The organism is Mucilaginibacter aquaedulcis (genome assembly GCF_030409325.1).
GTDB classification, from domain to species: domain Bacteria; phylum Bacteroidota; class Bacteroidia; order Sphingobacteriales; family Sphingobacteriaceae; genus Mucilaginibacter; species Mucilaginibacter aquaedulcis.
On the sequence record NZ_JAUFPR010000004.1, the window covers coordinates 288,488 to 300,527 of the forward strand.

The window sequence follows — 12,040 nt, forward strand, 5'->3', positions numbered from 1 at the left end:
GTTAGCTGTTCATTACCGAACCGCAGTTAATATCAATGGTTTGCCCTGTTATTGATCGTTGGCTTAGCAGGTAGGCCACCAGCCCGGCTATTTCTTCGGGTTGGCTCATGCGCCTGAGCGGAACGCTTTGCATGGCTATTTCGTAAAATTCTTGCTTGCTGATGCCTATGCCATCGGCAATACCCTGCAATCCATCCTGCGACATTTCCGTATCAACCCAACCGGGGCAAATGGCATTTACCAGTATATTTTCCGGAGCAAACTGTACCGCCCACGAACGCATTAAACCCAGTAAACCAGCTTTAGATGCACAATAGGCCGAATAGTTGGCAACCCCTAAACGTGCCAATACCGATGAAGTGATCAGGATATGTTTTTCTCCCGATGATCTTTGCAGCGCGGCCAAAAAGGTATTAACAAAATTATAAGTACCTGTAAGGTTAGTCCCAATAATATCGTCCCAGCGATCTTCATTGCCCCAATAGTTTTCACCGCCAATGCCAGAGTTGGCTATCAATCCGTTCAGGGCAGTATCACCCAATTGCTGATATGCATTGGCAAGGCTCTCCTTATCTTTTATATCGGCAACCAACAGGCTATGTCCACTCCCTGGTAAACCCGCCAGGGTTTCTTTCAATTTTGCCTTGGTACGCCCCAGTAAAATACAGGTATTACCATCCTGGGCCAGTTTCTGAGTAATGGCTTTGCCTATGCCGCTTCCGGCACCGCTTATGATATAGATATTGGTCATAAGTTATATTTCAATAAGTTTCTTTTGTTGCAGCTTATCCAGATAAATATCCACCTCCGAATCGCCCATACCAAATATGGATTCTGTTTCCCAGAACGCTGCGAATATTGCCGGGCGGGTTTTGATGCCGCTGTTATAGATATCAAGCAACTTTTGCTCTACATAGTTTAAGCCGGCCTCATTGGTTTGCAGACGTTTCAGGTGAGCCTGCAAAGCTGGTTTAAGTAAAGGTACCCCACCCCAGAAAGAGTTATCATCTATCCATTTTTGCAGTTCGGCGGCATCGCCGTTGATGTATAGTTTCCAGGCCTCGTCTGCCAGTTCAAACTCCCATTCATTCAGGCGTTCGCGGGCATCGTATAGTTCCTCAAACTGTTCGCCGTTGAGTTCGCCCAGGCCCTTGGCATTTGCAAACTGTACGCAATCGGCCAGGCAAATGAGGTAAATGGCCGGTGCCGACATATCAGTTTTGTGGCTCAGCATCTGCAGTACACCCAGCAGGTTCACCTGGCAATGCAGATCAAACTCAAACCAAAGGTTTATTTCGGTATAGGTACTGTTCAGCTTTCCCAGCTCATCTATTACCTTATGCTGATAGCTGTCAGCATCCTCCTTAAAGGTTTCGGTTATCCATTTTTTGCGGGCGTTCCAGAAACTGCCCGACAGCATATTTTCCTGTAGCGGGCCTTCAGAAAGCACCTCGCGCCATATCATTACATCCCCGTCTAAACCGGTTTGGTTAAAGCCGTCCAGGGCGGCATCACCATTTAAAATATGCAATATGTTTTCCATCGGACTTAAAAATTACAACAGCAAAGCAACGGGTTTAATTGTTGAATGAATATCAATTGTGAAAATAAATTTCATCAACATTTTTTACCGATCTCTTTTAAATACCAACTTCTTAAAATTTTATTTTATCAAAAAACGGTTTCATAATTATTGAAAAAACGACCATAATTTGGCTAAAAACTCTAAAATCGACCAAAAATTGCTGGTTTTAACTCGTTTTGACGTGCTTTTTTTGCTTTAAAAAGTTATAACCAACTGATATTGAGTATATTTTTAAAAATACACCCAATCTCCACTGTTTTAAAGCTTAACAAAACAGCCCGGCTTTCTCGCAAAAAAGAGCCGGGCTGTTAGCCACATAAAGATACGAAAATTCGCTCTGTTTTTCCTTATTTGGTTTTAGTGGGTGTATCGTTCCTGAATTTCTGACTACTGGCTTTGATATAAAGCCTGATGTCATAATCGGTCATTTTTTTGAGCGCATTTATGCCGGGGCGATACCTGTCCATAAAATTCAGGAGCGAATCCTCTTTTAGCCCGGTAAGCTCAGTTACAAGGTCATCGCCGAAACGACTATCGATATAGCGGTTCTGTTCATCCCTGATCAGTATTTTTTTAAACTTATACTCCCGGGTGTGCTTATAGGCTATAGCCCTGATTAGTTGCGAAGGCACAATGGTAACCCCGGCTACAGGAATGGGGCCCGGGCTCGCAGCCACCACTACAATGTCCTTAAATTTGGGTGCCGACGCGTTAAACTCCTTCGCAAACATTTTGCGGTTGTTCAGGGAGTCTTTTACCCTGTCGCGCTTGCCGGTTACATGCACCTCGTTCAGCTCAATAACGGTTTCCTGCAGTGTTATTATTAAGTTTTTGCTTACCGATGCATCAACAGGCAGCACATAGGGTTTGTAGCCCTGCATCTGAACCCGGATAGTATCTCTTGTATTATAGGCCTTAATCGTGAATTCGCCCTGCAAACCGCTGATGGTAGCCGCCTTTGCCGAAGTGATCCACGCCCCGCTGATCCGCTGCCCGGTTCGGCCATCAGTAACTATGCCGCTGATGGTTTGCGCCATGATATTCAGGCTTGTACCGATAAAAAGCAGGAGCAACAGGTAACGCATAGGTTTGAATTGACTTTCAGATCATTACAAACATAGGTTGCGGGTGTGGTTTATAAAATTGGTTTAACGTTTTTTAACGCATTGGCATAATTTTGTCTGAACCAGGATTGAACAGATTTATCGGATTAAAGGATTTTACTTAAGTTTATATAATCCCGGCAATCCCAAAATCTCATAAATCGTGGTTCAGACAAATCCGCGGTTACTCACTACACCGTAATCACCAATATGGGATGCTTTCACGAATCATTGTTCTACAGCCACTTTTTTCCTCCCCTCTTGAGAAGGGGGACGGTGGAGAGTGCGGTGGCAGGGGTGTGTTATTCCCGCGTAAAAAACACACCCCTCCGCCCCTCTCGAGAGGGGAATCGCACGGGCCTGGCTTTTTACTTAAGAGCGGGTCAGCCTGACACACCCACCTATATTATTTTTCTCCCCTCTTGAGAGGGGTGCGCTGGAGAGTGCGGCTGCAGGTGTGTGTTATTCCCGCATAAAAGACACACCCCTCCACCCCTCTCGAGAGGGGAATCGCACAGGCCTGGCTTTAAGTTTAATGGAGATTAAGCAGGCTTTTTAAAGCCCTCTCCCTTGGAGAGGGTTGGGTGAGGTCCCCCACAAAAAAAGCCCCGCTTTGCAGCGGAGCTTACACATTAAACTATTTATAACTGAACAAAAACTTGCAGATCAGGAGCAGCCCATAGAGTTGCCACAGTTAAGGCATTTGTAGCAGGTGCCCGAACGTACCGTGGTGTGGCCGCATACGTTACAGCTTGGGGCATCGCTTTGTACGCCCATACTCACATCAAACGATAAACCCTGACGTTTGCCGGTACCATAGCTATCTGTTTCGGCAGGCTTGTTGACGGGCGCGTACACGTTGCTTTCGTCGGTATTAAAATCTTCGTCGCCCATTTGGGGGTTCCCCAGTACACCGTTTTTGTCGGTGATAATGTGCACCAGGTCGGTACGGTTCTGGTATTCGTAGCCCAGCATCCGGAATATGTAATCAATAATACTGGTGGCGCTTTTGATATTGGCATGCCCGGCTACCATACCGGCAGGTTCAAAGCGGGTAAAGGTGAATTTCTCCACATACTCTTCCAGAGGAACGCCATATTGCAAGCCAACCGAAACGGCTATGGCAAAGCAGTTCATGAGCGAGCGGAAGGTTGCGCCCTCCTTGTGCATATCCACAAATATTTCGCCCAGGGTACCATCCTCATATTCGCCGGTGCGTACAAAAACGGTTTGCCCGTCGATACTGGCTTTTTGGGTAAAGCCACGGCGCTTAAATGGCAGGCTCTTTTTTTGAACCACGCGCGATAGCTGGCGCATGAAGTGGGTATCTTTCGATTTTTCCATAATGGCCATAGCGGCTTCCAGCACCTGTTCGGGGGTGAGGTCGCTCAGCCTTACGTTGGCAGCCTCGCCCAGTACTTCTTCTACGGTATCCAGCTTTTCGTCGGCTTCTTCCTTCGCGTCTGATTTGGTTGATAGCGGCTGACTTAGCTTACAGCCATCACGGTAAAGCGCGTTGGCCTTTAAGCCCAACGCCCATGACAGCTCGTAGCAATCTTTAATTTCATCAACGGTGGCCTCATTAGGCAGGTTAATAGTTTTTGATATAGCCCCGGAAAGGAAAGGCTGCGCGGCGCTCATCATTTTAATGTGGCCATGAGCATGTATATAACGCTCGCCTTTGGCACCGCATTTATTGGCGCAATCAAATATAGGGTAGTGCGCTTCCTTTAAATAAGGTGCACCCTCAATGGTCATGGTTCCGCAGATGTACTCGTTGGCCTCAGCAATTTGTTTTTTGCTGAAACCTAATGCACGCAGTACGTTAAAATCAGGCGCATTATATTGTTCAGGCGTAATTCCCAGGCGTTTCAAACACTCCTCACCTAACGACCATATATTGAACGCAAAGCTGATCTCAAAGGCTGATACCAGTCCTTTATCCAGTTTTTCCAGTTCATCATCAGTAAAACCTTTGGCCTTTAAGCTATCCGTATTAATATGCGGCGCACCTTTCAAACTGGCAGCACCTTTGGCGTAATTTACAATGGCAGTAACCTCATGCTCGCGGTAACCCAGGTTGCGCAGTGCTTCGGGAACGGCCTGGTTAATGATTTTGAAGTAGCCACCGCCTGATAGTTTTTTAAATTTCACCAAGGCAAAATCAGGCTCAATACCGGTAGTATCGCAATCCATCACCAAACCAATGGTGCCGGTTGGGGCAATAACGGTAGTTTGCGCATTGCGATAGCCGTATTTCTCGCCCATTTCAACAGCCTTATCCCAGGCATTGCAGGCGGCAGAAAGCAAATAATCCGGGCAGTGCTGCGGGTTGATACCCGGGGGAGCTATCTCTAAATTTTCAAAGTTTTCGGTGGAGTTATAGGCAGCATAACGGTGGTTGCGCATTACACGCAACATGTGCTGCTTGTTATCATTGTACTTGCGGAAGGTACCCAGCTCGCGGGCCATCTCGGCCGATGTGGCATAGGCCGTACCGGTCATGATGGCTGTGATAGCACCGCCAATGGCACGGGCCTTATCGCTATCATAAGGGATACCATTCACCATTAATGCCGAACCCAAATTGGCATAGCCTAAACCAAGGGTGCGGTAATCGTATGATAATTGAGCAACTTCTTTGGATGGGAACTGCGCCATGAGTACGGATATTTCCAGAACAATAGTCCACATGCGGCAGGTATGCTCAAAGCCCTTTACATCAAACACGCGGGTTTGCGGATCAAAGAAATGCGCCAGATTAACCGATGCCAGGTTACAAGCTGTATTATCCAGGAACATATACTCCGAACATGGGTTGGAGGCATTGATACGGCCACCCTCGGGGCAGGTATGCCACTCATTAATAGTAGTATCAAACTGTACACCCGGATCGGCACAAGCCCAGGCCGCAAAAGCTATATCATCCCACAGTTTTTGTGAGGGGATGGTTTTTGTGGTTTTACCGGTGATACGGCTGGTTAAATCCCAGGGCGAACCACCTTTAAGGGCATGGAAAAAGCTGTTGGGAATACGCACTGAGTTGTTGGAGTTTTGACCAGATACCGTACGGTAGGCTTCGCCCTCATAATCTGACGAATATCCCGCGGCGATAAGCGCGGCCACCTTTTTTTCTTCCTCAACCTTCCAGTTCACAAAACCCTCAATTTCGGGGTGATCAAGATCAAGGCAAACCATTTTGGCCGCCCGGCGGGTAGTACCGCCAGATTTAATGGCCCCGGCTGCCCTATCGCCAATTTTCAGGAACGACATGAGGCCCGACGAATAGCCGCCGCCTGCCAGTTTCTCTGTTTCGCCCCGTATTTTGGAAAAATTGGTACCCACACCCGATCCGTATTTAAAGATGCGGGCCTCCCGCACCCAAAGGTCCATGATGCCGCCCTCGTTCACCAGGTCGTCATCAACCGAAAGGATGAAACAGGCATGAGGCTGCGGGCGCTCATAGGCCGAGGTTGATTTGCTTAATTCTTCGGTAACGGGGTCCACAAAATAGTGCCCCTGCGGCTTGCCGGTAATATTGTATGAGGTATGCAACCCGGTATTGAACCACTGCGGCGAGTTTGGCGCGGCCAGCTGCCCTACTATGGTGTATACAATTTCGTCGTAAAATATATCGGCATCTTTTGGGGTGGCAAAATAGCCATAACGCATACCCCAATTCCGCCAGCAGTTGGCCATGCGGTGGGCCACCTGCTTAATACTTTTTTCTGCATCCCGGCTGCCATCCTGCTGCGGAACGCCGGCTTTACGGAAATATTTTTGCGCCAGGATATCGGTTGCTACCTGGCTCCATGTTGCCGGCACTTCTACATCATTCATTTCAAATACGGCATCGCCAGATGGGTTACGGATAACCGACGATCGCTTCTCGTACCTGAACAAATCAAATATATTTATGCCTTCTTTACTGAAATAACGGGTTGTTTTAAGTCCCTTTCCACTTTTTGCAGCTGATGTTTTTGGGGTTGTGTTTTTAGTCATAGCATGATAGTTTGAAGAGGTGATAAAGTACAGTTTAAAAACACAAGGGGTGTTTTAATCAAAACTATCAGTATCACTATTACCTTGCATTTCAGAGTTTTCCACATGTGTCAGTTAATAGCCCCCTGCACCATATATTGATTTATAAAATACTCATTATTAATAAATTAAATGTGTTAATAACTAAAAACACAACATATTATGCAGGAAAAACGTAGGGAGCAAGGGTGTAGAAATTTGTCTGAACCACGATTAAACTGATTTAGGGATTATGGGATTTTTTAACTACGCAGTCCGAAGTTTCTGACTTCGGACTGCGGGAGTGCGGAATAAGACCGCTGTCATTTCGACTGCAGGGAGAAATCTTATACATAGGATAGACTTAATGTATAGAATTTCTCGTCGTCCCTCCTCGAAATAACAAGCATATTTACCCCAATCAAAAATGAACAATCACCTTAAAGCTCAAATTACGGCCCATATTATAGATACCTGTGTGCCCGCTGGGCGATGATTTAAAGTATTCAAAATATTTAAGCCGGTTTAAATTGGCCTGGTAAGCGGTATCAAATAAATTATCGGCCTGTACAAAAAACTCGTAGAAAGCGGTCTTCGCCCTGGCTGGTTTAATGGTGAAGCCCAAGCCGGCGTTGAACAGGGTATAACCTTTAGTAAAAGTTTCGGTATTGTCCAGCGCATAAAAATGGTTCTGGTCGGCGTAGCTATCGGCTTCCAAACGGGTGTTGAGTTTGGTAAATACCCCATAATTACCCGGCAAGCTAACTTTTAAGGCCGACCGGATATGCAGCGGCGGTATAAAGGGCAGGTATTTGGCATCATTACCGTACTGTGCAATCAACTGCGGGTTTTTATTGATGCCGGTTACCCAGGCCACGCTGTTATCCAAAGCCAGCCATTTTATGCTTCGCGGGTGCAGGTTGAGGGTAAGTTCGGCACCATAAAGGCGTGCCTTTGATTGCTGATACTGGTAGGTGCTGTTGCCCGGTACTATCACCACCGGGTTGCCCTCGGCATCGTTAACCCGGGCCTGGTATATATAGTTGTTGATGTTGTTGTTAAAAATTTCGGCCACAATATCCATATCGGGCAGATAGGCAATAAAGCCAATATCCTGCTGCAGGCTAAATTCCGGGTTAAAGCTGCGATTGCCCAGGTAAACAATATGGGCACCGGGATCAAGGCCGTTTGAACCTATTTCCGTAATGTTTGGTGCACGGTAGCCGCGGGCGATGTTGGCCTTGAGCAGGAGGCGGTCGCTGAGGTTATAGGTGAGCCCCACACTGCCCGAAACACCCTGGTAAGTGTGCCTGAACGATGGAAATTGGAGACCTGCGCCGGCAGTATCGGGCAGGTGTGCCTGCCTGCCGAAACCGGTTTGCGTATCTGTACCTACATAAAAGTTGTTCCAGCTGATGTGGCGGTTATCATACCGCAAACCACCAGATATATCAACCTTACCAAAGCTTTTCTTAGCGAAAATGAATCCACCGGCATCAAACAGATTATAGTCGGGAATAGGGAAATCGGTAGCAGCCTTGCTGCGGTTGGTTTGGTAAATGCCATTAACCCCCACCGTGGTTTCTACCCCGGCTATGGCAGGCAGGTTATACCGAACATCGTAATTAATAGTATTAAGCACCACGTACAAACCTGCCTGTTCGGGAACGGTTGGGTGGTTATATTCCCGCCGGACACTTTGCTGAATACCCAGCGAGGCGCTGACGCTACCCTCCCCGGCTTTAAAAGAGTTAGTAGTGTACACCCGGTAATGCTGTATACGCTGGTGCAGGGGCGCAATGCGGTATGAGCGCAGCTCATCGGGCGAAACTATGGGACGGTTTTTAATATCATCCTGCCCGGCCTCGGCAATCTGTTTGGTAAACTGGCGGGTGAGCGAATCGCGACTGCCATCGGGTATTTCCTGCCGGTTATCATACAGCGTAGCGCCAATTTGTGCGTATCCCCATTTTTTATCAACCCGGGCAATTCCTGAAAGGTTAAACTCGCGAAAACCGGTATTGTATACAAAGCCATCTACCTTGTTCTGGTAATCATGCGCGGTTTTAGCCGTAGCCCGGAAGGCGTATTTCCAGTTGTTTTGTTTGTATGATAACCCGAGTGATGTACCTGCCATGCCGTTGTTGGTATGATAATCGGTTATAAAATCACCATTCAGTTTACCGTCTTCGCCATTAGGAATATAAGGGATCAGGTTAATTACCCCGGCCAGGGCGTCGGAACCATAGGTTAAACTTGCCGGGCCTTTCACCACTTCGGCACGACCAATGCCGTACTGATCAATCTCGATACCGTGTTCATCTCCCCATTGCTGGCCCTCCTGACGTATCCCATCGTACAGTGTCAAAACCCGATTATAGCCCAGCCCGCGGATAAAGGGTTTGGAAATATTTGGCCCTGTGGTAACCGCGCTTACACCCGGCACGCCTTTAATAATGGCATCAATAATATTATTGTTCACATGCTGCTCTATTTCCTTTTTACCCATTACGGTTATAGGCACGGGGTTACTGCGCAGCTGGGTGGCTCGCGATACGCCGGTAACTACCACCTCATTCAGTTTTGATGGTTTTTCTTTCAGGTTGATATTGTGGATAGCTGCCACATCGGTATTGATGGTGATGCTGATGGTTTCGGCCTCAAAACCTATACTGGTTATGGTAAGTCCATAGGTACCCGGTGGGATATTTTTAATTTCAAAATAGCCCTTGGTGTTGGTACTTGCCCCTCGCCCGGTGCCTTTAACATTTACCGACGCGTATGATAACGGCTCATTATTTCCGGTAACACGACCTTTAATAACTCCAGTTTGCGCCATTAACACCTTGCCTGTAAGTAATATAAAAAGTAAAAACAGTATCCGCATATAAATTTTAATTTGCACAAACTTATTCAATTAATTTGACAAACTAAATTAAAATAATTAGACAAGACTAATTTTATAATTATGGGATGTTTTTATTTATGTTTGTGTGTAATCATAAAGCGTATGTACACCCTATCGGAAGAGAATTATTTAAAGTCTATTTACCGGCTTGCACAGCAAAACGGTTTTAAGATAACACCCACTGCCATTGCCGAAGCATTGGGCAACAATCCGGCATCAGTGGTTGACATGATACGTAAGCTTACCGAAAAGCAGCTGATTGCCTACGATAAAAAGAAAGGCGTTGAATTAACCCCACAAGGGCTTAAAGATGCTGTACTTATAGTTCGCAGGCATAGGCTTTGGGAGGTATTTTTGCTGGAGAAGCTTGGCTATCACTGGGATGAGATACATGACATTGCCGAGGAGCTTGAACACATCAGTGATGCCACCCTGGCCGACAGGCTCGACAAGTTCCTGGGGTTCCCCGAGTATGACCCTCACGGCGACCCGATCCCGAAGGCTAACGGAAAAGTACCCAAACCCTATTCCGTAACCCTTACCGATCTTAAAACCGGGGATACTTGCCGGGTAGCCGCGGTTCGCGATACCAGCAGTCCGTTTTTGCAATACCTGCAAAGGCTTGATATTGGTATAGGCACCAACATACAACTGCTTGAAAAAATACCTTTCGATAATTCGCTCGTGATCAGTATCAGCGGTAGGGAAAGCACCACCGTATCGCAAAAGTTTGGGGAAAATATTTTGGTTGATTAGCTTCTGGTGTTATGCTCCCATCACGCGTTATTGTGAGGTACGAATAAATAGTCTCACCCAATCCTCTCCAAATGAGATTTAAAAGAGCTTCTGCTTTGAACCTTATAGCAATACCCGCGGAGAAAGCCATGGCTGGCTATGTTGAAACATGCAATGCGTATCTCATAAACGACTCACCCCGACATCGCTGTGCTTGTCACCCCTCTCTTCGCCTGCGGCGGAAAGAAGGGATTTTCTGTTACTTTTTTTCTCTGCCCTCTTTCCAGCGAAGCTGAAGAGAGGGCGGTCCAGCGTAGCGTAGACCGGGTGAGTTGATTTATCCTCCCAAACATCTCTTTTTCTCCTTATCTTTAATAGTGTAAACCCCGGCTGCTATGGAAGAATCAGAAAAATTGAACCGCATTATTGAGGCCCGCATGAAACTAAAGGCCCGCTTTGAGGAAAAAATGAAGCTCACTCCATCCGTTGCCGATGATATACCGCGCGGGACCGGAAAAACTAACCGGCATGGCATGCCTTCCATACCCATTGGCCAAACGGTAACCTTTAAATGGCCCGTGCTTGACTTGGGTTATCAGCCCAATGTGCCTACAGAAAGATGGCGGCTCACTATTGACGGCGCTGTTGAAAACCCCGTAAAACTTACCTGGAAAGAGTTCATGGCTCTGCCACAAACCAAAGACACTTCCGATTTTCACTGCGTTACCACCTGGTCAAAATTAAATATGCCCTGGAAAGGCGTGAGTCTGCTTGACCTGGCGGCCCTGGTTCATCCGCACGAAGATGCCACCCATGTTATGTGTTATGGTTATGATACCTACACTACCAACCTATCGCTTGAAGAAGCCCTGAAACCCGATGTGCTGCTGGTACATACCTTTGAAGGACAGCCGCTACCTAAAGAGCATGGCGGGCCGGTGCGTATGATAACCCCGCAGTTGTATGCCTGGAAAGGCTCTAAGTGGATAAAGCGGATAGAGTTTTTAACTGAAAACAAATTAGGCTTCTGGGAAGATCGCGGTTACTCCAACACCGCCTACCCATGGCGCAACGACCGATACAGCGATTAAGCGGAAAGCTCAAAGCAAAAAGCCGAAGGCTTAAAGTACACCTACATGGAGCTTTAAGCCTTCCGCTTTCAGCCTTATTGTTGTTTGCCGTTTATTTTGGCCGATTCTTCCAGTTCGTTATCAACCTGGTCATCAAAATACAGACGGTATATTACCCAGTCGTTTTTTGGTTTGTAAAACATAAAGGTAAACCTAACGGGCGAGTTTTGATGTTTTACCAGGTAGCTGTATAGTACCAGGCTGTTTGATGCCTTGCGCTGTACAATAAGCTCTTTACCCTCATACATACCAACCAAAGCACGGGTAGTATCAATTTTGGCTATCAACCCCCTCAGGCTGGTTGAATCAACCTGGGGGTTGGTTTTAAAAATATTGATGATAGCACGTGAGGTACCGTCTTTTTCATAAGTTTTAAAAAACTTATCAATATAACCTGTTACACCGGCAACAGGCGCGACAGCAGCCGGTTTTGGTGCGGTAGCGGCAGGGGTTTGTGCGTAGGCGGCGCTGCAAATAATGCAGGCTAATACCATAAAAAATAAAGGTTTTATTGCTTTAAAGCCGAAGTATTGCATGATCATATTTTATCAGCCTAAAA

At 46.7% G+C, this 12,040-nt stretch carries 8 protein-coding genes; 2 read left to right on the forward strand and 6 right to left on the reverse strand.

Annotation, left to right across the window (positions count from 1 at the left end; translation table 11 throughout):
• Position 1: 1 nt before the first annotated feature.
• From QWZ01_RS19490 to QWZ01_RS19510, 5 genes are all read right to left on the reverse strand, one after another.
• The gene (locus tag QWZ01_RS19490) at positions 2-751 is read right to left on the reverse strand and encodes an SDR family NAD(P)-dependent oxidoreductase (RefSeq protein WP_290326235.1); all 750 of its coding nucleotides are present in this window, start codon (positions 749-751) and stop codon (positions 2-4) included.
• Positions 752-754: 3 nt separating this feature from the next.
• On the reverse strand, positions 755-1,543 hold the full coding sequence (locus QWZ01_RS19495) for a DUF1835 domain-containing protein (protein ID WP_290326237.1): 789 nt from the start codon (positions 1,541-1,543) through the stop codon (positions 755-757).
• Between the two features lie 389 nt (positions 1,544-1,932).
• Positions 1,933-2,670 carry a carboxypeptidase-like regulatory domain-containing protein gene (locus tag QWZ01_RS19500; protein ID WP_290326239.1) on the reverse strand — a complete coding sequence of 246 codons (738 nt, stop codon included), beginning with the start codon at positions 2,668-2,670 and terminating at the stop codon, positions 1,933-1,935.
• 684 nt (positions 2,671-3,354) lie between these two features.
• Positions 3,355-6,690 (reverse strand): vitamin B12-dependent ribonucleotide reductase, encoded by a 3,336-nt coding sequence (locus tag QWZ01_RS19505; RefSeq protein ID WP_290326241.1) that lies wholly within the window; start codon positions 6,688-6,690, stop codon positions 3,355-3,357.
• 439 nt (positions 6,691-7,129) lie between these two features.
• Positions 7,130-9,595, reverse strand: a complete 2,466-nt coding sequence (locus QWZ01_RS19510) for a TonB-dependent receptor (protein ID WP_290326243.1) — start codon at positions 9,593-9,595, stop codon at positions 7,130-7,132.
• A gap of 123 nt (positions 9,596-9,718) precedes the next feature.
• On the opposite strand from QWZ01_RS19510, the gene QWZ01_RS19515 reads away from it, so the two are divergent.
• Both QWZ01_RS19515 and QWZ01_RS19520 read left to right on the forward strand, forming a co-directional pair.
• The gene (locus QWZ01_RS19515) at positions 9,719-10,372 is read left to right on the forward strand and encodes a metal-dependent transcriptional regulator (RefSeq protein ID WP_290326244.1); all 654 of its coding nucleotides are present in this window, start codon (positions 9,719-9,721) and stop codon (positions 10,370-10,372) included.
• A 374-nt stretch (positions 10,373-10,746) separates the two neighbouring features.
• On the forward strand, positions 10,747-11,442 hold the full coding sequence (locus tag QWZ01_RS19520) for a sulfite oxidase-like oxidoreductase (protein WP_290326246.1): 696 nt from the start codon (positions 10,747-10,749) through the stop codon (positions 11,440-11,442).
• Positions 11,443-11,516: 74 nt separating this feature from the next.
• Here the strand turns inward: QWZ01_RS19520 and QWZ01_RS19525 are convergent, their stop codons facing one another.
• On the reverse strand, positions 11,517-12,023 hold the full coding sequence (locus QWZ01_RS19525; protein ID WP_290326248.1) for a hypothetical protein: 507 nt from the start codon (positions 12,021-12,023) through the stop codon (positions 11,517-11,519).
• Positions 12,024-12,040 lie beyond the last annotated feature (17 nt).

Coding starts and splice junctions, on each gene's coding strand:
- QWZ01_RS19490 (WP_290326235.1), bottom strand. CDS start 751: ATGACCAATATCTATATCATAAGCGGTGCCGGAAGCGGCATAGGCAAA.
- QWZ01_RS19495 (WP_290326237.1), bottom strand. CDS start 1,543: ATGGAAAACATATTGCATATTTTAAATGGTGATGCCGCCCTGGACGGC.
- QWZ01_RS19500 (WP_290326239.1), bottom strand. CDS start 2,670: ATGCGTTACCTGTTGCTCCTGCTTTTTATCGGTACAAGCCTGAATATC.
- QWZ01_RS19505 (WP_290326241.1), bottom strand. CDS start 6,690: ATGACTAAAAACACAACCCCAAAAACATCAGCTGCAAAAAGTGGAAAG.
- QWZ01_RS19510 (WP_290326243.1), bottom strand. CDS start 9,595: ATGCGGATACTGTTTTTACTTTTTATATTACTTACAGGCAAGGTGTTA.
- QWZ01_RS19515 (WP_290326244.1), top strand. CDS start 9,719: ATGTACACCCTATCGGAAGAGAATTATTTAAAGTCTATTTACCGGCTT.
- QWZ01_RS19520 (WP_290326246.1), top strand. CDS start 10,747: ATGGAAGAATCAGAAAAATTGAACCGCATTATTGAGGCCCGCATGAAA.
- QWZ01_RS19525 (WP_290326248.1), bottom strand. CDS start 12,023: ATGATCATGCAATACTTCGGCTTTAAAGCAATAAAACCTTTATTTTTT.